15 protein-coding genes and 4 pseudogenes are annotated in these 23,830 nt (G+C 57.0%); 10 read left to right on the top strand and 9 right to left on the bottom strand.

The window, feature by feature from the left end; translation table 11 throughout:
- Positions 1–282 precede the first annotated feature (282 nt).
- The 4 genes and pseudogenes from GHK62_RS01400 to GHK62_RS01385 all read left to right on the top strand — a co-directional run bounded on the left by GHK62_RS01400 (position 283) and on the right by GHK62_RS01385 (position 5,440).
- Positions 283–879, top strand: a complete 597-nt coding sequence (locus tag GHK62_RS01400; protein ID WP_153436571.1) for a UPF0262 family protein — start codon at positions 283–285, stop codon at positions 877–879.
- 14 nt (positions 880–893) lie between these two features.
- Positions 894–2,537, top strand: coding sequence for an MFS transporter (locus tag GHK62_RS01395; RefSeq protein ID WP_153436573.1), 1,644 nt, complete (start codon positions 894–896; stop codon positions 2,535–2,537).
- A gap of 341 nt (positions 2,538–2,878) precedes the next feature.
- Positions 2,879–3,217, top strand: a complete 339-nt coding sequence (locus GHK62_RS34045; RefSeq protein ID WP_234886735.1) for an XRE family transcriptional regulator — start codon at positions 2,879–2,881, stop codon at positions 3,215–3,217.
- Positions 3,218–3,668: 451 nt separating this feature from the next.
- A pseudogene (locus GHK62_RS01385) lies at positions 3,669–5,440 on the top strand (ABC transporter ATP-binding protein).
- An 867-nt stretch (positions 5,441–6,307) separates the two neighbouring features.
- Here the strand turns inward: GHK62_RS01385 and GHK62_RS34800 are convergent.
- The 3 genes and pseudogenes from GHK62_RS34800 to GHK62_RS01375 all read right to left on the bottom strand — a co-directional run bounded on the left by GHK62_RS34800 (position 6,308) and on the right by GHK62_RS01375 (position 9,155).
- Positions 6,308–6,796 (bottom strand): LysR substrate-binding domain-containing protein, encoded by a 489-nt coding sequence (locus GHK62_RS34800; protein WP_272950315.1) that lies wholly within the window; start codon positions 6,794–6,796, stop codon positions 6,308–6,310.
- Between the two features lie 74 nt (positions 6,797–6,870).
- A complete protein-coding gene (locus GHK62_RS34795) occupies positions 6,871–7,317 on the bottom strand; it encodes a LysR family transcriptional regulator (RefSeq protein WP_327791125.1) in 447 nt (148 codons plus the stop codon).
- Positions 7,318–7,771: 454 nt separating this feature from the next.
- Positions 7,772–9,155, bottom strand: a pseudogene (locus tag GHK62_RS01375) (alpha,alpha-trehalose-phosphate synthase (UDP-forming)).
- 638 nt (positions 9,156–9,793) lie between these two features.
- Here GHK62_RS01375 and GHK62_RS01370 point away from each other — a divergent pair.
- Together GHK62_RS01370 and GHK62_RS01365 are read left to right on the top strand one after the other, a co-directional pair.
- Positions 9,794–10,504, top strand: a complete 711-nt coding sequence (locus GHK62_RS01370) for a winged helix-turn-helix domain-containing protein (RefSeq protein WP_153436570.1) — start codon at positions 9,794–9,796, stop codon at positions 10,502–10,504.
- 802 nt (positions 10,505–11,306) lie between these two features.
- Complete coding sequence (locus GHK62_RS01365) at positions 11,307–12,299, top strand: adenosine kinase (protein ID WP_153436572.1); 993 nt, start codon at positions 11,307–11,309, stop codon at positions 12,297–12,299.
- Positions 12,300–12,455: 156 nt separating this feature from the next.
- Here the strand turns inward: GHK62_RS01365 and GHK62_RS34790 are convergent, their stop codons facing one another.
- Positions 12,456–12,857: an RNA-dependent RNA polymerase family protein gene (locus GHK62_RS34790; RefSeq protein WP_268833853.1), complete on the bottom strand. Its 402-nt coding sequence runs from the start codon at positions 12,855–12,857 to the stop codon at positions 12,456–12,458.
- Positions 12,835–13,383 carry a reverse transcriptase domain-containing protein gene (locus GHK62_RS34785; RefSeq protein ID WP_327791124.1) on the bottom strand — a complete coding sequence of 183 codons (549 nt, stop codon included), beginning with the start codon at positions 13,381–13,383 and terminating at the stop codon, positions 12,835–12,837. Before GHK62_RS34785 ends, GHK62_RS34790 begins: the two co-directional genes overlap by 23 nt.
- A gap of 779 nt (positions 13,384–14,162) precedes the next feature.
- Between GHK62_RS34785 and GHK62_RS01355 the strand changes: the two genes are divergently transcribed.
- The 3 genes from GHK62_RS01355 (at position 14,163) to GHK62_RS34040 (ending at position 17,989) form a co-directional block, all read left to right on the top strand.
- Positions 14,163–14,897, top strand: a complete 735-nt coding sequence (locus GHK62_RS01355; RefSeq protein ID WP_184109048.1) for a 3-deoxy-manno-octulosonate cytidylyltransferase — start codon at positions 14,163–14,165, stop codon at positions 14,895–14,897.
- Positions 14,898–14,960: 63 nt separating this feature from the next.
- Positions 14,961–15,806: a 3-deoxy-8-phosphooctulonate synthase gene (gene kdsA, locus GHK62_RS01350; RefSeq protein ID WP_452595790.1), complete on the top strand. Its 846-nt coding sequence runs from the start codon at positions 14,961–14,963 to the stop codon at positions 15,804–15,806.
- Between the two features lie 1,988 nt (positions 15,807–17,794).
- On the top strand, positions 17,795–17,989 hold the full coding sequence (locus tag GHK62_RS34040) for a helix-turn-helix domain-containing protein (protein ID WP_380785692.1): 195 nt from the start codon (positions 17,795–17,797) through the stop codon (positions 17,987–17,989).
- A gap of 144 nt (positions 17,990–18,133) precedes the next feature.
- On the opposite strand, the gene GHK62_RS01335 is transcribed toward GHK62_RS34040, so the two are convergent.
- The 3 genes from GHK62_RS01335 to GHK62_RS01325 all read right to left on the bottom strand — a co-directional run bounded on the left by GHK62_RS01335 (position 18,134) and on the right by GHK62_RS01325 (position 22,037).
- Positions 18,134–18,742, bottom strand: coding sequence for a hypothetical protein (locus GHK62_RS01335; RefSeq protein ID WP_153436566.1), 609 nt, complete (start codon positions 18,740–18,742; stop codon positions 18,134–18,136).
- A gap of 963 nt (positions 18,743–19,705) precedes the next feature.
- Positions 19,706–21,304: a pyridoxal phosphate-dependent decarboxylase family protein gene (locus tag GHK62_RS01330; RefSeq protein ID WP_153436565.1), complete on the bottom strand. Its 1,599-nt coding sequence runs from the start codon at positions 21,302–21,304 to the stop codon at positions 19,706–19,708.
- Positions 21,305–21,338: 34 nt separating this feature from the next.
- Positions 21,339–22,037 (bottom strand): hypothetical protein, encoded by a 699-nt coding sequence (locus GHK62_RS01325; RefSeq protein ID WP_153436564.1) that lies wholly within the window; start codon positions 22,035–22,037, stop codon positions 21,339–21,341.
- Positions 22,038–22,426: 389 nt separating this feature from the next.
- Here GHK62_RS01325 and GHK62_RS01320 point away from each other — a divergent pair.
- A pseudogene (locus GHK62_RS01320) lies at positions 22,427–22,577 on the top strand (IS3 family transposase); the annotation flags it as partial.
- A 639-nt stretch (positions 22,578–23,216) separates the two neighbouring features.
- Here the strand turns inward: GHK62_RS01320 and GHK62_RS01310 are convergent.
- Positions 23,217–23,830, bottom strand: a pseudogene (locus tag GHK62_RS01310) (trehalose-6-phosphate synthase); the annotation flags it as partial.

Here is a 23,830-nt window from a genome sequence, read left to right as displayed (position 1 = left end):
CCCTTCATCAGTGCAGCTCCGCAGGCGCAAGCCGTGCTCACTACAATTCCGGCTGCACTCTTCGAACGAATGGCCGACCAACAGGTGGAAATAGGCAACGCTTGGCAAGCTTACGTCAGCAAGTAGGCGCTAGCGAGCCCTTTTGCGTCCCAACGCGCAGTAGTTCACAGGCCCAATGACATTGTCATTAGCAGCATTATTCGCAACCGGCATTGCTGAAGATGATCTGCTCGCCGCGGGGAAGCGCCTCTCAGCACTACTTAGAAGAGATCATATTCTCACATGGCGACATTCGCTTTTACAGTTTTACGGGAGGAAGCCTCAACGGCGGAAACGGACGTGTTCCGACTTTACGATATCGTTCTTAGTCCGGGATTCGGATGCAATGACACGCGAGTGGAGCGCGAAAGGACGCTGGCCATTCGTGGATTGCTCGAGAATAACGTCTTTATTCCAGCGGCACATCAGGGAGGTCCTTACCGAGCCGAGATGGGGCTTGCAGGGGGACGCCTTGCGCTCACAATTCAAACGAAAAATGGCGATGATGTTCTGAGCCAGCTTGTGTCGTTAACCACCATTCGACGTCTGGCAAAAGACTATACCCGAGTCTGCGCAAACTACTTCGACGTGATCCGGTATTCTGGTCCTGGATTACTTGAAGCGATCGATGTTACTCGACGCGGTATCCACGAGGAGGCTGCTCGATTTCTAAAAGATGAACTGGCGGGAACCGTTTACATCGACGCGGATACTGCGCGTCGGCTATTCACGCTCGTTTACGCTTTGCTGGATCGAAGGGGGCCAACCTCCGAGGACTACCGTCGCCTGCGGGCAGCCGAATGCGAGAGCATTTCCGCGTCGGAAACAGACGCGACGTGAAGGTAGTCACAGTTATGCAGCGCGAAAGTCCAAAATCGGGTGCCCCGTCGACACTAGCTCCCCTGCAGAATCGCGCATTTCGCGCGATCTGGACAGCTACTCAAATTTCAAGTCTGGGATGGCTGGTGCAGACGACGGCGATAAGTTGGCTGATGGCCACGATCTCGGCCTCCGATCTGATGGTCGCACTGGTGCAGGCTTCGTCGACACTGCCGGCGTTCTTTCTTTCGATCCTGGCAGGGGCGATCGCCGACAGTTTCAGCCGTCGCGGCGTGATGCTTGCCGGCCACTGCCTGATTGCGCTCGCATCTGCGACGCTGGCAATCTCCGTGTCGCTCGGCTTTGTCAATCCATGGCTAATCCTGGGCCTGGGCTTTCTGGCGGGCTGCGGCTTTGCACTCAACGACCCCGCCTGGCACGCCTCGGTCGGCGATATTCTTGAGAAGCGCGACATCCCGGCAGCGGTGACGCTGATGTCGGTCGGATACAATATCATTCGCAGCATTGGTCCGGCGCTCGGCGGCCTTATTCTCGCTTTCCTCGGACCGCTTGCCGCCTTCGTCATGGCTGCGCTGAGCGACCTGGTGCCGCTAACTGCTATTGCCCGTTCAAGATGGCAGGTTCGGGCTTCGCCGTTGCCGCGTGAGCGCATCACCACGGCCATCCATGACGGCTTGCGCTTCACGGCGATATCATCGGAGATCCGAGCGGCTATTTTCCGCGGTACCTTGTTCGGCCTGGCGAGTATATCCATTCTGGCGCTGCTGCCACTCATCGTGCGGGGTCGCTTAGCGAGCGGGCCTATTGTGTACGGCATCCTGTTAGCCGCCTTCGGCATTGGCGCGTTTTCGGCTGGTCTTGGTAGTAGCTATCTAAGGCGGACAATGTCTCGCGATCAATTGCTCGCCGCCGCCTCTACCGCCGGCGCCGCCTGCTGCCTGACACTGGCTCTCACGTCGTCTTTGCCTCTAGCGGCCGTTGCGCTCGCAATTGGCGGTGCAGGCTGGCTGCTCACCTGGACCAGCATTGACGTCGCGATACAGTTGTCGAGCCCGCGGTGGGTCGTTGGCCGCACCCTTTCCATATACTACGCCTTGTCATATGGCGGTATGGCTGCCGGCAGCTGGATCTGGGGCACGATTGCCCAGAACTACTCGCTGGCCGTGGCGTTGGAAGGTGCCGCCACAGTCCTGTTGCTCGTTGCGGCCGCGGCTTTCGTGCTGCCGATCGAGCTTTGGGAAGAATCCGAACAATCCTCCTCCGAGTTCGTCGCACCGTCGCTCGCGCTCGACCTGAAGCCAAGAAGCGGGCCAATTATCGTCAAGGCCGACTACCGGATTCCCGAGCACAACCTCGACGCCTTTCTGGACTGCATGCGCGAACGGCGACGCGTTCAGAGCCGGGCCGGTGCGCGGAACTGGTCGCTGCAGCGAAGCCTGCACACCCCATCGCTTTGGACCGAGACTTACTGGACGCCAACGTGGATGGACTATCTGCGACTCAACCATCGGCTGACCGCCGGCGACAAGGAAGTCGGCGTGCGTCTCGCCGCTCTTCACGATGGGGACCTTCCGCCTGACCCAGTGCTGTCGATCGAGCGGGGAACCGGCCCGGCTCGCAGCCGCAGCCAACCAATTGCCCGCATTTCGCGTCCCTAGAGGCGATTGGAAGATGAGTGTAGCAATCGATGACCCAAAACCCCCGCAAGGAGAGAATGCCCCAGGTTTTCCGCCCCGAGGCGCCCGCCCAGGCCCTTTATTTCCCGCCTTGCCTCCCAAGGCATGGTGACCGTCGTCGCGGCTGTCGCGGCGGCGGTCACCGCTTGAAATTCAGGAGCCACACTCGGGGGCCAACCTGCCCTATCGGCCGAGTAATCGCCGGATACGCTTATTGCAATCTTGACCCCATATAGCTTAGAAGCTATACCCGCACGTGCCATTGGGACAGGTGGCTGTCACTGCCGCAGTTGATAAGAAGGGGCCGATCTACGGCATGGAGCATGAACGCAGTTAACACCTCCTTGCCCCGGGCCGAGCGCAAGCGCTCCCAGGCCGGCGATCAAGATCTGAAACAGCAAGTCGAAGGACTGCGCGAACTACGTCAGATTACTGGCAAGGCGCAGGCAGACATAGCCTCTGCTCTCAATATAAAACAACCCTCTGTCTCCAAAATCGAGAAGCAGACGGATATGTATCTCTCAACGCTCCGCAGTTATGTCGAAGCGGTTGGGGGGAAACTTGAGTTGACCGTGAAGCTTCGGCGGGCGCGTTTCACCTCTCCGCCAGTCGGGAGAGGCGCGATCACAAGCTCGGTGTCGGTCTTGGCGCGCCGGCGCTAAGGGACGCCGTAATGCTGGTGGGGTGGTCTCGATACGCCCACAGTCAACGCGCTGACAGAGGCGGTCCGATTTGTGGCTGGCCAGCTTCGTCGCGCCAAGCATGTCATTTCGCCGGGATTGTCGGACATCGCACAACACTGAACGCGGTTGCATGAGGCCACGTGGAAATCCTGTCCACTCTTCCAGCCGGGGCAGCAATACCTACCGTTGTCTTTGGCGAGTCCACGACACACGGATGTTCGCATCGCTGGCTACTGCGGTCTCACTTACACTCTTAACCTATATGAAGAAAATTTTCTGAAGCTTCTTTGGCGCAGCTGGTACGATTCTTGAAACTATGCCTCATGACGGGGCAGGAGCTCCCGATCACTCCAAGTCGGGTTGGCATACGCGCGGAGTTCCCATTTCAGCTTTTTCTGGACCGAGCGTCTTGGTGCGCTTGTATCAAACCATGTATCGTCTCCGTATTGATTTACTCAGTGGCGCCTTCCGCGACGTTTTCGCTTTCACGATACGCCACTGGGCCCGGCAGCCCTTACGACTTGCGATCATCTTCGTCTCGGTCTTTGCCGCGACGACTCGGGCCGCCTCGTCGATGCTGTTTCCAAGGGAGCGGCAACCGAGGCCATTGCCTGGGACGCGTCCGCTGCGGCCTTCTCAATGCTGATGGCGCTGGCGCTTGGGACAATCGTCATGCGGCACGTCGCCTTCATCTTTATCAACGACGTAACTTTGAAGATGATGTCCGACATCGCAAGTGACACGTTCCATCGCGTCCAGCGCTTTTCGACTGCCTGGCACACCAACAGCTTCGGCGGCTCGACGGTGCGCAAGATCACGCGCGGCATGTGGGCGCTTGATCTCATGAACGACACGATTCTCGTTGCGCTGTTCCCTTCGGTGATCATGCTGATAGGTTCTGCCGCGCTGCTCGGTTGGCACTGGCCAATAATGGGCCTGATAATTGCCTGCGGTTCGCTTGTCTATGTCGCACTGACGATCGCGCTCTTACTCGGCCACATCGCGCCAGCGGCGCGCCTCGCCAATAGCTGGGACACCCGCCTCGGCGGCTCGCTCGCTGACGCGATCAGTTGCAATGTGGTGGTCAAAGCCTTCGGCGCGGAGGTGCGGGAAGATGCTCGCCTCGCGAAGGTCATCTCCAAGTGGCGGCACCGGACGCGCCGGGTGCGGATGCGCGCGACGCTCAACCGCACAACTCAGGCCGTGACTCTGCTCGCGTTGAGGACCGCAGTGTTCGGCTACGCCTTACTTTTGTGGTCATGCGGCCAGGCGGCGCCGGGTTAGATCGCCTTCGTGCTCACGTCCTTCTTCGTGCTGCAAGGCTATCTACGCGATGTCGGCATGCATGTGCGCAACGTGCAGCGCTCGGTTAATGATATGGAGGAATTGGCCGAAATTCAAAGCCAACCACTCGGTATTGCCGATCGTCCCGGGGCCAGCCAATCCGGATCACGAACGGCGGTATCGATTTCGAGAACGTCCATTTCCACTACGGCAACCATCGGCTGCCGCTCTATAGCAGTTTCTCAGTGTCGATTAGAGCCGGAGAACGGGTCGGGCTAGTGGGCCCCTCTGGCTCCGGCAAGACGAGTTTTGTGAAGCTCATCCAGCGGCTTTACGATGTGAGCAGCGATCCTGATCGATGGGCAGGATATATCGAGCGTGACGCAGGCTTCGCTCCGCTCGCAGATCGCGGTCGTTCAGCAGGAGTGTATCTTGTTCCACCGGTCGCTTGCAGAGAACATCGCCTACGGTCGCCCCGGCGCCAGCCAAGCCGAGATCGAAGAGGCGGCACAGCGCGCCGGTGCCCATGAGTTCATCGAGCGCCTGCCGAAGGGTTATGGCACGCTGGCTGGCGAGCGTGGCGCGGAGCTTTCCGGAGGCGAGCGCCAACGTGTGGCGATCGCGCGCGCCTTCCTTATGCAGGCGCCGATCTTAATACTGGACGAAGCGACTTCGAATCTTGATTCGGAGTCGGAAGTGCTGGTGCAGAAGGCCATGGAGCGGCTCATGGTCGGGCGCGCCACGCTGGTCATCGCGCACCGACTCTCGGCGGTGCGCACGCTCGACCGCCTGCTCGTCTTTGACTGTGGCCGTATCATCGAGGAGGGCTATCACGCGGGATTGATCCGTCTCGACAACGGCATCTACCGACGCATGTTCGAGCGGCAGGCGCTGGAGCTTGGCGACGGCCTAGTTTGAGGCCAACGCGGAACGCGCGGAAGGACTCGTGAATTCTGGTTCCCCACGCAGGAACCCTGCCCGCCTTCCCATGGGAAAAACACCATTACCGCTGTGAGGGGTAGTGCTTCGCTCCATACAGCCTTCATCGGCAAATTACGCCGTGGCCTCATTGAAGTAAAGCGATACAATTGCAGCATAGTCATTGGAGGTAACTTTGTCGTCAGCGTGATACCTTGCAGGGAATATTTTTGGCCTGCTTAGTGAATTCAGTAAACTCCTGGCAGAGGATCGCGCCACCCGCGATTACGCGCGTGGGTTCTTGCATCCGGAGCCAAGCCGATAATTTTGTAATCAAAACTTTGATGTCTGCAGAATGCTCATGCACATCCTGACCTGCGATGCCAGAGATAAACCGACGGTATCTGTATTCGTGACGGTCGAAAATTATGCACGATTTGGCGTAGTGACTCTTGCCTCCGAATCTCTTCGCGCCGAGGAACAGCCCGAGTTCCAATGGTATGTTGAAACGAGGAAGTAGCGGGTCCCACTTATCTCAGTCCTCGATATGTCGTGCACGCCAAAGCGGCATTGAGAAATGATCCGGCAGATTTTATCGAGGCGGTTGTCAGCACCGTTGTCCGCTTCGAGCCCGCTCCTCGCGCGGAATCCGCACCTGATTATAGTGAAGACGATCGCGAAGAAGTACTCTCGATAGTCGTCGTCAAACGGGCAATTTACAAACACATCCAAATTGGCGTGCGCCATGAGGGCTCGCGACTCTAAACTTCGAGATCTGAGTTCTCCGGAGCGCTTTAATTGTCTCCGCCATTTCTCCGATATGAACCGAAGACAGCCAGATTTCGGACTCATTGCCTTGACGCCGCATCAGGTCGGCTGCCCTTGCCCTGTTGCCAGCTCTGTTGCCGTTGCCGCGGCGGCGATCTCCTGGCGCAACCACCGGTGGTACGGGTCGCGATGGCAACGCTCGTGCCAGATCAGCGCGACCTCGTAGGGCGTCAGCTCCACAGGCGGATCGACAATCACTAGCGGCAACAAGGCGGCGATCCTGGTCGCGACGCGGCGTGGTACAACCAGCACCAGATCGGTCGACACGATCGCCAGCGCGGCCGTCAGGACGTTGGAAACCAGCACCGGATCGCGATCCTGAAGATCTAACTTGACCAAGTCGTCATGAACCCGGCCGAAACCGTCTTTGGTATTCGAGGCAATGCCGGCATGGCGCGAGGCCGCGAAGGTGTCGTTTGACCATTCCTGCGCCAGGGCTGGGTGGTCGTTGCGTAGCAGGCAAGCAAAGCGGTCGGTATAGAGCCGGCGCCGAAAGTAGCCCGGTGGGGGCCCCACCGGGCTGCCCAACGGCTAAATCGATCTCGCTTTGCTCAAGGCGTCGGAGCGCGCCGGCCAGGAGCGAATCGGTCACTATGTCCAGGTTAGGCGCGCGCTCGCGCAGCAGCGGCAGGAGAGGCGGCGGCAGCACGATCGCTTGATGATCTGGCATTTGCCGTTGATCGCATTTGCCCCTGGGCGAAGCCGCGGTCCACCATTCCGCGGATCGAATCCAACACCGGCGGTAATATCTGGGCCAGGCGTTGGGCGTGCGGCGTCGGAACCATGCCGATTGAGCCGCGAACCAAAAGATCATCGTTGAAAACGCCTCGCAGCCTGGTCAGGGCTCGGCTTACCGACGGTTGGCTCAGGCCCAGGTGCCGGGTTGCATGCGTCACATTGCGGTGCTCCAGCAGCGCCTCGAGAGCCAACAGCGTGTTCAGGTCAAGCGATGCCAATACTTGCCGTTGCCGTGAGGCGCGAGGGCCGGCGACGATCAGTTGCGGCCGCTCCTGTCCCTTTGAAGTGCCATTGCAAGCGAGCTCATCCACGAGCCTCTCCTCCTGTTTTCGTATGCAGTGTGCTCAGGCTACGTCTCGGAGAACAGGCGGTGCCGACCGAGTCTGCTGAGCACATTAGTGGGTTCGCCAACTGGATCGACATCGTCAAAAACCGCAGCGTCGATTAGAGAAGCGATGACGATTCGAACGCTCGACCCTTCGGTGCCGGCGACGAGGGTTTCAGTTGGCCGGTTACGCGGTCGATGGTGTTGGAGGCAATCTCTTCAGGCCGGCGGCCTAGCCGGCGCATTTGAGAGTGCGTAGCGGATAGCCTCAACGAGCTTCGCGATCTGGCGCAACCCGTGAGTTCTCCGCCCCGCGGTTTGCGCCATCGCCTTAACTACATCAGCCAGGAAACTGGTCTGTTTTCGCCGTCGTGCTGTGACCGCGACACATTCACCATACTTCCGCAAGTCGGATTCCTGGCTGATTTACCCAGTCGTGGTCAGCCTGCAACTGGCTTGGCAGCGTCCAACCAAGCCGTCAAACCGCGGGGCGGATCCAGGCTTGCGAGGAAGTCGTGGCACCAGCGATAGACATCGTGCTCACGAAGCCTCTCCATCATCGCGGTCCATCGTCTAATCCGTTCATCTCGCGTCATGTCCAGGGCCGTTTCTATGGCGTTCGCCATGTCCTCCGGGTCATAGGGATTGACGAGGACCGCGCCGCCCAACTCACTGGCGGCACCGGCAAAGCGCGAGAGTACGAGAACGCCCGGGTCCCGGGGATCCTGCGCAGCGACATATTCCTTCGCCACCAGGTCCATGCCGTCGCGAAGTGGCGTCACAAGGCCGACGCGTGCCCTGCGGTAGGCGCGCCAGTTCCGCTTGGCTGAGCGATTGATTGATGTAGTGCACCGGCACCCAACCAATGGTTCCGAGTTCCCCATCGACGCGCCCCACCAGCTCGGCGACGTCCTTTTGCACCGTCTGATATGCCGGTACTTTGTCGCGGGATTTCGGGGTGATCTGCGGTAGCGCTGTCTTGCGCCTGCGATGTTTGTTGCGCTGTAGGAATCGATTGAAGGCGTCGATGCGGTTCTCGATGCCCTTGGAATAATCGAGACGGTCGACTCCGATGGCGACGTCTAATCCGGCAAGCCTGCAAAAGTGATCCTGCAGATCGTCGTCAGGGTCTGCGAGGCTTGCGAACTCGGCCGTATCGATGCTGATAGGAAAGACCCCGCAGCGCAATTCCTTTTCATAGGCTCGGCAGTCATCTCCGTTGAGATACCCCACTTTCTGGCGGACCAGGCATTCGGCAAAGTTGTTGCGATCGCTTTCGGTATGAAAGCCGACGAGGTCATAACTCGAAAGCCCGCGCAGCAGGTCATCATAGTGCGGCAGGGTGAAAAGGATGTCGGCCGGCGGCCACGGAGTGTGCAGGAAAAAGCCGATCCGGTTTTTATGGCCACGCTGTCGCAATTTCTGAGCAAGCGGGATCAGGTGATAGTCTTGCACCCATATGACGTCGTCCTCCGTGAGGACCTGCTCCAACAGATCTGCGAAAAGTTCGTTGACGCGGTAATATGCGGACTCCCGCGTCCCGGAATATTCAGCGAGGTCGGCACGGTTGTGGAAGATCGGCCAAAGAACCTGGTTTGCGAAGCCATAGTAGTAATCTTCCAGATCCGTCTGCGAGAGATCGGTAAGCGCGTAAGTGATGCCGCCGACCTCCTTTCTGATCAACGCTGACGGTCCTTCCCCGGCTGCTATCTTACCCGACCATCCCATCCAGAGACCGCCTTTTCGTCGGAGCGCGGCGTTCAATGCAACCGCCATCCCCCCGGGCAGCGTAACGCTGTTAGACACGACGATCAGTCTACTCATTTTTACCTCCTGCCGTTGCACACGCCGGCATTTCCCGCGAACGCGGCTCTCCAGTTGTTCAGAAGTCGCTGCCAAGATAGTTCATTCCGCGCGACCACGGCAGAAACTCCTGTAAATATAGACACACAATTCTCTCGTATTGAAGGAAGAGGCTTTAATGAAATGGACACGAACTGCATTAATGAGCTTTCATTCATAGGTTAGACACACACCAAGTAACAGAATGACTGCTAGTTTGGCATGATCAATACTCCAAACATGCCCAGCTTCGTCAACGTCTCGGAGGTTTCAAGTGAAATAAAGCTTAGACGGATTAGATCTGTACGAAAACGGCAATCGATGCGGCACAGATGCGGACAAAAAGAGCTAGAGGATCGCAGGTAAAGAGACTCGTTGGAAAATGGTCTCCCAAGTGTCGGTGCCCCCGCCGGCAATACTCTGCGTTAATTCAGCAGAACGTGACGGTTCAAGACTGGCGGCCTTGGATAACTCAGTTCCCGGGCCACTGCAGAACGCCCAGCTTAGCCCTATTTGTCTGCGCTATTCTGCTATGCACATGATGATGATTGCCCCACTCGGTGATCGTCCTCATTTTGGCAGTGATGGCCCAGGAGGCCAAAGCTACAGCAGGAGTAACTATGAAGAACATTCTCGTTATCAGTCAGGGCGCTTCGATGAGGGAACTGCTGATGGAGTTCTTGCCAAAGCATGAGTTTAGCGTCAGAGCGGTGGAAAACGGCCAACAGGCTGCCAGCAAGATGGCTTCCGAGGCGATTGATCTAGCAATTGTTGATTTGAGCCTCGGCCGAGAAGATGGTCATCGGCTCGTCGGGGACTTTGGCGCCAAGATAGATCTTCCGATCATCATCATCAGCGGTGACGACCTCGAAGAGGGTGACAACGTCACCCGGCTCCACACCGGCGCCCGAGACTATATCTCCAAGCCTTTCGGCTTGCCGGAGCTCCTGACCCGCGTGAGCGCCGCTTTACGCGAGCGGCCGGAGCCTCATCGCAACAATTTCGATGACTGGCGCGTCAGCACGAAACGTCGCCGCTTGCGCCGAGGGACCAATCGTGAAGTCAAACTCACTGCGGGCGAATTCAACCTCCTGATGGCCTTTCTCAAAAATCCGGGCCGGGTCCTTTCGCGCGAGCAGCTTCTGGTGGCGACGCACGTCTATGATCAAGAGGTTTTTGACCGCAGCATCGACGTTAAAATCCTGCGCCTTCGCCGCAAGCTAGGTCAGCACACCGGCCCTAACCCGCAATATATTCGCACGGAACGAGGCGCAGGCTATGTTTTCGACAGCGTCGTCAACGTTGAGGAACTGAGGACGCGCAGCCACTGACAGCGCACTCATTCTATTTTGCTTGAAGGTCGCATGTTCGCCCTAGGGCGGTCGGGCCGCTGGATTTCCATCAAATCCTCTCGTTAGATGGACGGGAGCTATTCCAACCGAGTGTCTCTTCTGGGTGTTGCAGTGGCGCTCCGTGTCCAAACGACGGACCAGAATGCCCCGGTCTCAAGGGCTCCAAGCGGCGGTCCGGCGCTGGTGCTCTCGAGCCAGGATGAAGCAGCCCTCAGGGACGCAAAGCAGTGGACTTCAGGCGACATCATTAAGAAGGCGCTTGTAGAGGCAACGTCCCTCAGTCCATGTTGCGCAGGGGCCCGCGGGTCTATGGGGTTGAACTTGGCGGTCATGATCAGCGTTGGCACAGATCTTGCTAAGAGTTTTTGGTGAATTTTTCGCATTAGTCGAGAAACATAGTTCAATTTATGAGGGGAGATGCAACGCCTGACTCATGCGTCGGCAATCTTTACCTTATCCTATCTGCAGGAGAATCAAGCATGTCCGTAGACTATCTACGACGAGCATTGTGCTTCGACCGCGTAAAGCGTTTACCGACGTACGAAGAGCCTTACAGGCGTCTAAATTGCTGCATATTTTCGTCCCTAATTCAGCTCAAAAAAAAAGGAGATGCAGCAGAGATCTTTGCGCACGCCGATCGGAAATCGACGATTTCCCAACTCGTAAGGCAAACCTCGATACTGGGTGTCTTTTCGACGCGCCTGGGCATCGCTCTCTTCCGAATCGTCAGACCTGCACCCGCATGTATGCAAAGAGCCGACGGATGTTCGCGGAGGCATTGATGTCCGATTATGACGTGCTTTGCATCGGCAATGCAATTGTGGACATCATGGCCCAGTGCGATGAGGCTTTCCTCGAGACCAACGGCATCACCAAGGGCGCGATGAAACTGATTGACGCCAGCCGCGCCGACTTGCTCTACAGCCGCATGGGACCGGCAATCAAATCCTCGGGCGGGAGCGCCGGCAATACGGCGGCGGGCGTGGCGAGCTTCGGGGGACGCGCCGCTTTTGTAGGGAAGGTGTCTAGGGATCCGCTTGGCGAAATCTACACCCACGACATGCTTGCGCAGGGCGTCGCCTTCGACACAAAGCCGCTCAACGGGCAGCCACAAACGGCTCGGTCGATGATTTTCGTCACGCCTGACAGCGAGCGCTCTATGAACACCTATCTTGGCGCCTGTGCCGAGCTGGGGCCGGACGATGTCGACGCCGACAAGACTTCTCGTGCCAAGGTCACCTATTTCGAGGGCTATCTGTGGGATGCAATTCGCGCCAAGGAAGCGATCCGGCAGACTGCAACGCTGGCGCATGCCGCTGGACGCGAAGTATCGATGACGCTTTCAGATCCCTTCTGCGTCAACCGCTATCGCGATGAGTTCCTAGAGCTGCTACGAACCAGCACCGTAGATATCGTCTTTGGCAACAGCCACGAAATCCAGTCACTTTATCAGACCGTTTCCTTCGATGAAGCGCTCGACGCCCTCCGCAAGGACTGCAATATTGGTGTTGTCACACGCTCCGAGAGAGGATCAGTGATCGTGTGCGGCAACCAGACGATATTTATCAAGGTGATGCAGATCCCGGAGTTGGTTGACACGACGGGCGCGGGCGACTCATATGCCGCAGGCTTCCTGTATGGTTATACGAGCGGACGGAGCCTCAGGGATTGCGGCAATCTGGGATCGCTGGCGGCGGGGCTCGTCATTCAACAGATCGGCCCGCGACCGCCTCAAAATCTCCGACGCGAAGCTGAGCAGGTGGGGCTGCTGTAACCTTGTGGTTTGATCCTCGCAAAAAATCACGAAGATGCCGTGCCCGACATTCAGGGAAAATCATGGGTGACGACGTTGAGCGGCTCCGCTCCTGGCGAGGGCTCACAGTGCTGGTAAGCAAAAGCGGTGCCAACACGAGGAATCCATATCAAGCAATCACTGGCTGCGTGACCGCGGAATTTCCACGCGCGGGCCGTAGCCGTAGCGCTTATCCCAATTCATGCCGAAACGGAGTCCGAGGAACTCGAACCCCTCCGTCATACGCGTCACCTTCGTCTTTTCCGGTGACAATTCGAGGCCCGTGGTCCGGTGCAGGTATGCCGCCAGCGCGGATTTCTCTGCGATGGCATCCTGCTGCGTTCCCGAGACCAAAACCACGAAGTCGTCGGCATAGCGCACGGGGAGGAACACACAGCGACCAGCTTTTCGGTCGGTGTCCCGTGCTCTCTTTGCCGCCTTTACCCCGTCGCTTTCGCGGCGGGCTTGGGTCTTGGTGCGGTGATACGTCCACCGTTCATACCGCTCTTCGATCACGCTAAGCGCGATGTTGGCGAGCAACGGTGAGAGTATCCCACCCTGAGGGGTGCCCGCATCTGTGTGGAGGAACTGCTCCTCCGACAGCACACCGCCCGACCAGTTTCACCAGCCGCCGGTCGGCGATGCGCTTGCGCAGCCTCTCCAAAAGGTGGTGATGACTGATGTTGTCAAAGCAGCGCTTAATGTCTCCCTCAATAACCCACGGATACGGCATCCGGCTCCGCCGGGGTATCCCTGTCGCGCTTTTGCGGCAAGGCGGCCCGTCGGATATACTCCAAGGCACCATGCGTGCTCCGTCCGGGCCTGAACCCGTAGGAGACATGCCAGAATTGCGCCTCGAAGATGGCTCCAGAAGTATCTTGACCGCGCCTTGGACGACGCGATCCCTGATCGTGGGAATGCCCAGGGGCCGGAATTGCCCTGGTTTACCGGCCTTGGGGATGAGCTTGCGCCGCGCAGGACTGGGCCGATATGCGCCGGAGCGCAATTCCGCCAGTAGCCCGACGAGGAAGCGGTGCTCACCGATCCCATTCCGAATGCGCCCCACGTTCGAATCAGGTTGGTGTCAGCAACCCGGCCCTACCGGAGAACATCGATGACCACCGCTCCGCCGCCCGCTCACTACGGCGCTGTTGAGGGCGCGCTCGCGGGCGGCTTCACTACCGCCGAGCTACACCACCTGTAGGGACACGACATCGTAGCGCGTGAGTTTCTCGACCTCGTTTGCTGCCCTGATCAGCTCTGCAATAAAATCCATTTATCCGCATGGAACTATCCGCGCTTTGCAAAAAATTATGCCATGTGTTTCAAGCACGTCGACTCGAGCCTTACCCGACAAGGTGTTGGTTATCGAATACGCGCTCGCATTCGCGCAGACGGGCATGAGTTCGGTGCCGCCGCGGTTGCAATGCCTTGCGCAACTCTCGACCGTGGCTTCGCCTACGAATGACCGTCCGTGGCCCAGCTTGATTGCGTGAGACAGGAGCTTGTCGGATCTCCGGCGATGTCGGACGTGCGACATGGCCGCATTAGAGCTACCATGTTGTTCCGAAAGGGCTTTATCCATTGGCACGGTGCATGCTTCGAACTCCGCAAAGCACTTGTGGAGGAGCAATTGAAGAATCGCTATGGAGAACTAGATGACCTCAGTCGGGAAATGCAATTTGCGAAATCCGGCTGCGACTGGCACCGATCCAGTATGCCGAATGTCAAACCCCACGGCGGTCGACTTCAACTGGACAACCGTGGAAATCCAGCTCTTACTCGGGCCTGCGATAGGCTACGTCGCTCGACATTCCCTCAGTACACCGAATTTCTTGGAGACAAATCTTGAGTCCACTTGTTGTAATTCCAACTCGCCTCGACTCGACACGACTGCCCGGAAAAGCTCTGTCGGATATTAACGGGCAACCGATGATCGCGCATGTATGGCGTAGAGCCTTAGAAGCGGATGTAGGACCTGTTATCGTCGCGTGTGGGGACCAGCAAATAGCTGATGTGATCCAGGATTTGGGAGGAACTGCATTTTTGACGAATCCCGCTCTCCCCAGCGGTTCGGATCGCGCTTTTGCCGCAGCGACGATGGTCGATCCGCAGGAGCAGCACGATGTCATCGTCGTATTTCAGGGTGATTTGCCGACCATAGACCCCGGAACGGTCGGAGCAACACTGGCGCCCCTGGAGCGTGCGCCATACTGCGAAATTGCAACCCTTGCCACTGAAATAGAGAGCTTCTTGGAGCTGCAAGCTCCCCAGATCGTCAAAATCGCATTGAGCATTCAACCCGGCGATACAGTCGGTCGTGCAGTGTACTTTAGCCGCGGCATTACTCCGGCGGGTGCAGGCAAGCACTATCATCACATTGGTATGTATACGTATCGGAGAAAGGCGCTGGCACGGTACGTTTCTCTACCCCGAGGAATTCTCGAGCAGAGAGAGAACTTGGAGCAACTTCGCGCTATCGAAGCAGGAATGCGTATTGATGCAACTGTTATCCAGACCGAACCACTCGGCGTCGATACAGTTTTAGATCTGGAGCGCGCCCGGCAGCTCCTTGGTTGAAGGAGACACAAAACACCTTTTACGTGCACGGATTTCATGAGTGTTTCGAGCAGGGGGGTTGCCGTGAAAACGATAAAGCTCACAGATATAGAATTCTCTAATTCAAATCCGATGGTACTCATAGGCGGTGTTAATGTTCTCGAAAGTCGAGATCTAACATTAAGAGTCGCCGAGGCAATGCAGCAGGAAACGGCGCGTCGTCAGATGCCGTATATTTTTAAAGCCTCTTTCGACAAGGCCAATCGGTCATCAAATCAATCATATCGAGGTCCGGGCATCGAGGAAGGCATGAAAATTCTTCACGATGTGCGGGAGTGTTTTGGCCTACCAATTCTGACTGACATCCACCTACCAGAACAGGCGTCGGTTGCCGCTGAAGTCTGCGATATCCTACAATTGCCTGCGTTCCTCGCTCGGCAAACCGATCTAATTGCCGCCCTTGCGAGAACCGGAAAGATCGTAAACGTTAAGAAACCACAGTTTATGAGCCCGACCCAGATCGGGAACGTCATCGCGAAATTCGATGATTTTGGAAATGATCAAGTGATCATTTGTGAACGAGGAAGTTGCTTCGGCTATGATAATCTCGTGGTGGACATGTTAGGATTCAGCGTGATGAAAGAGGTGAGCGGAGGCGCCCCTATAATCTTCGACGTTACGCATTCTCTTCAGATGCGAGATCCGAGTGCAAAGAGCTCTGGTGGGCGGCGAGAGCAGGCTCTTGAACTCGCTCGCTCAGCGCTAGCTCTGGGGCTTGCGGGTATATTCCTGGAAGCACATCCCGATCCGGATCAAGCCTTATGCGATGGACCAAGCGCTTTGCCGCTAGAGAAGCTCCCTGCCTTCTTGGATCAGATGAGGGCAGTTGACGATGTCGTGAAATCTTTTTCAGTTGTTACCCTCTCCTAAGTTGGCGGAAAAACTGGCTACATCAGCTCTCGACCAGCGGAGATCGACCTCCGCGGACGAGCTGGCCCTGCTCGATGCTGAAAATAAGCGTCTTCGGCAATTGCTGGCGAATCAACTTCGTGCCCAAAATGCAGAGCTCAAAAAGATGCTCGAGCGGTTCTAACCTTTCTGATCATTATCTATTCGGAGGCGCTATCGCGAGCGCCAGAGGTTGGCCCTTCGACTTTGGTTGAGGCTGCTGCTACAGGGCAAGGGGTGGGCGGCGAGGAGACCCGTCGTAGAGAGTTAGCGATCGGATATGCGGATATGCTGTTGAGGGTAATCACTCAGACTCCTGGCTCCGGAGCTGGACGTACGCAACGTAAAGCTTCTTTCGGTAGCACTTTCGCCGTGTTATCAGCCCCGAAACGTTGACGGAGCCTTCTGTTTTTTTTCGTGATATCGAGAAGCCGCAATGCGCCATTTGAGGGACGGAACCAAGCTTTCCTCAGGATAGATCATGGGAATGACTACAGCTTTGTTGAGGTCACGCTGTTTGACGAAAACGGAACGCGGCACGAGCTCGGCAACGTCAAGATAGGCTTTAAGGGCCAAACAACCCAAACGCCCACATACAGTACGCTTCAGGCGAGTTTTTCCTTCCTGGATGACAGGTATTTTTCACTTGGTACCGATGTGGATTACTATCGTGCGCTCGGGGAAAAGGTCTTCCCAAGCTGCCGCAACGAGTTCCTGAACGCACTAAGAGACACTGTGGCTGACGAGCGGGCTCTGGAAGGGGCGCAGGAAGAATCGGTTTTGTCTCGCTACTTCGTTATCCGGCAGTGTCGGTGATTACGGGCCAATATCGGCGGGTGCTCAGCGGCGAAGTCTTCAACTTCAGATACGGACGCCCACAAAGCGACCGCTAGGCCGGGATCAATCTTAGTTTTGGCGTCCAAGCAAATTCGAAGCCGAGCTCGAATATCCACGCGGTTATCGGACGGAATGGCGTCGGAAAGACTCTTCTTAATGACATGATCAATGCGATTATGCAGCGGGGCGGCGTTTTGGGCGGGTTCTACGATTATCACAGCTTTAGGCCATATATGGGATATGGCAAAGCGCAGCACCCGGATCACTATGAAGAAGGCTGTCCAACAAAAAGGACGCAACGCCCGTTTGAAGGGGTATCGTCTAGTGGGGACGGCATCTGATGGTACCTGGCTTTTGTCCCCCCAAACATCGCATTTCACTGAGGCTGAAAAGGTTGGTCCCCCTCTCCTCATGCACTGGCCGGCGAAGACTCCGCTGCGCCAATACAACGAGCCCTATGCGAGCCTATCGCGCGCCAGAATTGGAAGCGAGGGTTTTCGGCAAGTTGCCAAACGAGCGCGTATTCACACGCTCGACCACCTACACAATCCAAGTCTCCCCTCGTCAACCGTCAACCGCCGTGCGCCGCGCCAATTGGTAGGCCATATCCTGAGCGCGGGCCCCACGTGCGTGCATCCATTCTGGGAGCATACCTTGGTCCGACCCGGTCACATGTACGCGGTTAGCCCAAATCGCGAGCTCTCTGCCGCAGTTCGATATCGTTGATCACCGTTTGTTGCGGCCAGGACGCTCGGCGCAACTCGTCATCGTGGATTGTCGCGACCCAGCGCAAAGCAACCACGGTCGTACGAAGCTCTCATCCGAACTCGTGCAACTAGCCTTGGTTGCGGAAGGCAGCCTGGACCGAAGGGCAGTTTTCTCCAACGGGTTTTTTGACTATCTGCTATGGCCGTCTATAGAGCAGGAAGTTCTGAGCAGACTTGCAGCCGGCGCCGCCGAGATCGCTCGGCGTTCTGCTCCGCCATTCTTCTCAGCCGTGGTGCAGGACTCATGCGACCTGCTTGCACAGCAGGTCGACCAGAAGATCACCCTTAGCAAATTGGCTCGCACGATCGGCCCCAATAGAACAACGCTCGTGAACCGCTTTGAGGCATCCTTTAACTGCGGCCCCCATGACTTGGTTACGGCACTACCGGATGATCTTGGCTGCCGCGCGCCTGCGCAACGGCCACGAAAGCGTCGCCAACGTCGCAGAATCCCTGGGGTACGAGAACAGCAATAACTTCTCGACAGCGTTCAAGGCGTTTCATGGCCTCTCGCCGCTACGCTATCGCAAAATGGTCGCGGGCAGAGAAAAGCCTGCCTGACGCAAAGGTGGAGACCGGAACCAAGTTGTATACAGCGACGGAACCGATAAATGCACTCGCACTCAGGCTCAGCGCATCCAGGGCACCTCACGGCGCTTGCAGTAACGCTCAGATCTCCCCAGGAGGACAAGCATGACGCCGAGCTCACGAAACGTCGAAACGCTCAAGCATCTTTTTCAGCTGGACGTTCTGCAGACGAAGTTTTTCAGCCAGCAGCCGTCGCAGTTCTTTGATCTCCTCGTCGAGAATTACCACTTCATTGAAGAATGGATCCCCGGAAGACGGGCGCTGTACGCTTTGCGCTTCGTTTGTGACGAAAGAACTCCGAGCAGCCACTTGGGCGCGGGCTCTCTTCGGACGTTCTCGATGCTTGATCGGCGGTTTTCTTTGGGGCTTTGTGCTTGTCTCGCTTTTCAGCCCCAATGCATCCGCCTCGACACCTGAATGATTGGTTTCACTCGGCGCAGGAGTATTAGCGTCTTGAACATCAATCGGCAGGCTCATTGCCCGCGCGAGATTGGGATCGTTTTTAGGCTCATCCGATAACATCGAGACTTGATCAACCGAGACGCCCGCATCGGGATCAGGTGCGCTAGAAGCTTCCGTTGGATTATCGAACGGAAGTGCCGGCATATCTTCCGCTTCGCGTTCGCGAGCCTCGAGGTCAGTGTCATGCGCAATCGAATTCTCTTGTACTTTCGCCGGTCGTCGCCGCGACGACAATTGAACAAGAAATTTCCACGGTGTTTTCATAGTGTCCCTACCTCGAAAAACGTGGCCGGCGTTCCGCTGCAAGCCATGTACCTTCAAACGTCGTTCGACCGGGCACCATGACGTGCGGCCGGCGAATGTCTCCCCTGCTCAACATGGACTGAGGGTCGTTGTCTCTACAAGCGCCTTTTGACGATGGCGTGACGGTATCCACGACCGGCTTTGCAGTATGGAAGGGCCGGCGCCATCCTGGTCTCGGGAACTCAGCACCGGGCCGCCGCATAGAGCGCTGCGGCCTTGCGCCACGCCGACATCGCCGTACTGACCGCCATCCGCCAGCATCCGGCACATGTTGAATGGCAGTTCAACATGATTTGAAAGGAGCCGCAGTTCGCTTGTCGCCCGATCTTAAGTCGCTGCCTTCTTGTTCGTTGGATCAGGGTTCAAGCTCTTTCAAAATCGAATGCTGAATGTTTCCCACCGCTGCTCGCGGCAATTCTCTCGTGAAATTGAACGCTCGCGCGAGACCTCGAACCGGCGACCCGCGACTGCACATGCGCCGCCAGCGCTTCGCTTCGAACGCGCCCCCACCCGCCAGATCACGTAGGCGAGCGGCACTTCGTTTCAGCGCGACTCCGGCCGACCGACAACGGCGCATTCCGCGACATCGGGGCCGCTCCCCGGGCAAGCTCGACTTCGGCCGGATAGATGTCTTCTCCGCCGAAAACGAGGAGGTTCTTTTTGCGATCGCGGACCCGAAAACGTCGGCATCGCAGCGCCCCGATGTCACCGCAGCCAATCTTCCGGGCGCGCCCGAGGTCACTCGGCACCGAACGTTAACGTTCACATGCCTAAACACCCTTTGTCGACTAAAGCCGGCCTCAGCCATCACGCCTGAGTTGCGCGGAGGTGCCGCAGCCTCCGCCAAACCCGGGTTCACACACTCCTAACAGTTCCAGTCTCGGCAGCCTTTCTGCTAAGTCGCAAAGCATACAGGAGGCCCCATCAACTGCGTTGAGCCTCTTCGCAATGATGATTGTCCAAAGATTCCGCATAGTATCTGTTGCTGACACCAGTAACTTCGCGACCTATTTTTTTGATATGCTCCAAGCCTTCCTCGAGCATTTGCGGCGTAATTTCTGGATTTCCCGACATAAACCGCAAGCAGAATATCTTGTCCTGAGGCTCACTACCGAACTTTCGAGAGTCGTTCTTCAGCGGGAACCCATGGAAGTAAAACTTGCCTATCTCACTCATCCGCCCGTATATAACCCGGTTTATTTCGGATACTTCGTCCGGAGAGAGCGTCGATCCGGCGCACCCAACGTAGACAAAGGGAACAGAGTTGATGTCGGGCGTACTAAGCAGAGTTTCGAACGCGCTGTCCGCGTCCACTTGATGAAAGAATTGCTCGGCTAACTTGCAACGCCGGTCCACCAGGCTAGCCATTCCGTCAAGCCCCAGCTTCTTGATTTGCAGATATAGCTTCAGACTTGCAAAGGACTTACTTCCGATCCCTGGGGTGAGTTGCCCCAACGACCAAGGATCGTCCATAACGAGGGTCGAAGACGTCCAAAACCCAACGAACTCAGAAGGATTCCGGACGAGGAAGTAGCTGCAGTTGTAAGGGACCGAGAGAACTTTGTGTGGATCGAGGGAAATCGAATCCGCGCGCTCAATTCCGTGGAGTCGACTGCGTCGCTCTTTGCTGAACAGCAATTGGCCGCCATGACATGCATCAATATGGATCCATGCGTCTGGTGCGTGCTCTTTCACCAAATCGATGACGCTATCGATCTTTTCAACCGAAAGCGTTCGTGAATCCCCGGCGTTAATTACGACGCAGATAGGATACTCGTCGGAAGCCGTGCAGTTTCGCAGTACGCGATCGAGTTCTTTGGGGTCATATCGAAAGTCACGTGTGGGTACCGGAATTACGGCATTACTGCCCAAACCCGACACAGCGGCAGCCCCCACCACGGAGTAGTGCGTCAGGCCTCCGGGAATCAGTATTTTGGCTTTCTTGTCATGGCGCAGTCCATCTTTCGCAACTGTCGGATCGAAGCGCTTCCTGGCCATGAGGATGCCATACAGGTTAGCCATCGTGCCTCCTGTGACGGCTACTCCTCCCACGTCCAAGACCGACTTCATTTCGGCCATTTCAGGAAATTGCGCCAATCTCCGAAGCCAACAGACGGTCGCCACCTCCACAAAGGTCGCGGCCCTTGCGGAAAATGTCGAGTTGTTCAAGTTCTGCTGCGCGAACGCCTCGACCAAAGCGCCGGACAACGCGGCAACACCGTTGCCTGCATCAGGGAAGCCCATGAAATTCGGCGAGGAGAAATTGAAGGAATTATCCAGAACACGCCCAATCTCGTGTTCCAGCTCTTCAAAACTGCAGCCTCGAACCGGCGCGTGTCCCACGTACATTCGCTTTAATCGCGCGTTTTCGTCCGGGCCGTGACTGTACCCGGGCTCGGGGCGCTTTTTGAACGCAATGCATCGATCGAGGGTCCTGTGAAGCAAATCCGCCCCGGCGATCAGATCGTAGTTCTCCTCAACAGAGCGCACAGCTCGCTTGCGGCCGCGGTTAATACCGTCCACGCGTTATTCTCCTGTATTAGTTGAAAAAAGGCGATCAGCCATGCGCCCAAAACATCAGGTCGCGAAGCCACTGCTTGTGTTCCGGAGATGGCTTATAGCCGAGGTGCTCAACCGGACGGCGTCCCTCGACCTCTCCCGTCAAGCATTGAAAGAATTCGTCCTCATTGCGGTAGTCAAAGCCATAGACTTTCGAGATCAATAAATTCAGCGACCGAGCCGCTTTTCTTGTTATTTTTTCATAGGCACCTCGCCGATCCACGAGAACTATGTGAGGGGTGGTTATGGCACTCAGGACTACCCGCATTTGACATAGCTCTGAGCGGAGAAACGACTCCGAGAAATCAATCATTGGTATGGCGAAATCGCCATTACTCTTAAAAGGCACGAGCTCTAAGGCCCCTTCGATTAGACGCTCCGGAAGAACGACCTTATATTCGAATGGGATATCTTCATTTGTTAGCGGCGGAGCACCAATTTTGTGGTTCATACGCTCTGCAAGGCTCGTGTATGCAGATCTGCACTGCGCGGTTACATCGCCGGACACGAAGAACTTAACATCAATGTCTCGCCCACGCTTTCCCAGCGCGTACGATCCAAAGATGAGGCCGAATTGGCATTCGTCACGCGTCTGCGCGAAATGCAGCAATTCCTGAGTGACTTCATCCGTGGAACCCGCTTGCGCCGCCCAGGGACGCGAGTTTTTCGAAATAACGCGATCAGACTGAAACTCCATGCGCCCTCTCGTTCATGCCTAAGGTTCGTTGCCCATTCTACAAGCAATTGCCGCACCAAACGAGAAAACCATTTCAAAACAACAGCATCGGTCTAACAGCGGAGTGTCTTCTGTCCGACATAACGTCAAAAAGCCGACAAGGCGCACAATTGCTGTCATGTCGCTCGGCACATTATTGGGTCTTCCGCTTTTCGTGGGCGGCAACATTTCAGGAGCTCAGCACCGGCTCGGCCAGGACATAGAGCGCTTGAGGGTCTTGGGCCCGTTGATCTACTCGGCAGTTCTCGGCTCCAGGACTGAAACGTTGAACCGCGCCAGGTTTGCGGCACGTCATTTCGTTTGAGTCATGCTGCTATGGCTGGTGGCGAGCATGGAGCATAGAGCCGCCCGCGCTCTCCCGCGAGCGTGTCGGCCATGGACCGGACAGGATCGCGCTCAGCACGGACTACCCCTGCATGATTGTGGCGAATAACGGAACCGAGCTGATGTCGAACGCCATCCTCAAGCGCGCCGGGCAAGCCGATGCAGAACGGGTTCGTGTAGAGCTTCAGCGAACGCCGCGCGACGAATACCTCAACGAGCGACGACAGTGCACTGAAGGGCGCTCATTTCATCAGACGCCCCCGTTATTCCTGCAGAACTCACCGGGTTCATCGTCGGCAGGGAATATGAGCGGCGTGGGGTTACCAAAAATGGCGCCAAGCTACTCATGGCCATATCTGGAGCGGCACTGCCCGATTCACGGCGATTTGCAATCATTCTCACGGTGCAGGGCTATGGCAGGGCGCGCTTTCGATCCGCGTTCTGTTCACATGGCGCAGGCTCGGATTTCAGCCATGGGTGCCGATCAAGCGACGCAAGTGCTTACGGATGTCGAGGCAAAGCAACTGGCGGTCGATGATAGCCGCTTGTCGGCGCAGGATTACTAGGTCACCAGCAGTCGATTTTGGAAGAACAGAAAAAGCGATCGGGCGGATACTACGCAAGCTCTGAAAACTGGGACGACGGGAATTCTTGATCCTGTCGACACCAGAACCGCGCTCGCAATCGCCGTGAGTGCTTCGCTCAATGCTCCCATCGAGACGCCACATTATGGCATCTTTAGAATGTATTGGTTATAGTTTGGTTCGCGTGCGCAGCCGCGAAGTCATGATCTTTGGCTGAAGGAGCCCGAACCAATGGATCTGGCGATGCAGTCAGATCCTTGAGAAAATCGTCGCACCAGCGCGTAACATCGTGTTCCAGCAAGTAGTCCATCATCGTCTTCCAGCGCGCCTTCCGTTCTTCCAACGGCATGCTCAGCGCGCGTGCCATGGCGTTCGCGGTACCCTCCATGTCGTACGGGTTGACGAGCAGCGCGCCGTTTAGCTTGCGAGCAGCTCCGGCGAAACGTGAAAGCAGAAGCACGCCGGGATCGTCCGGATCCTGCGCGGCCACGTATTCCTTTGCGACGAGATTCATTCCGTCTCGAAGAGGCGTCACGAGGCCAACTTTGCTGAGCCGATAAAGCCCAGCAAGTATGTGGCGGCCGATCGAGCGGTTGATATAGCGTATCGGCACCCAATCGACGGCGCCGAGCGCGCCGTTTACCCTGCCGGCCTGTTCGGCAACCATGCGCTGCATGGCCTCGTACTCCGGCACTTCGGAGCGGGACTTCGGTGTAATTTGCAGATAGGTCACATGCCCGTGCTGGGCCGGATTGGCCAGGATGAAGCGTTCGAATGCGTCGATGCGCTGCGTGATCCCCTTGGAATAATCGAGGCGATCGACGCCGATGATCAGGCTGCGGTCTC

This window comes from Sinorhizobium terangae, from assembly GCF_009601505.1.
Classification (GTDB): domain Bacteria; phylum Pseudomonadota; class Alphaproteobacteria; order Rhizobiales; family Rhizobiaceae; genus Sinorhizobium; species Sinorhizobium terangae.
The sequence above is the reverse complement of the archived record's forward strand: the minus strand, read 5'-3'. Positions and strand labels throughout refer to the sequence as shown.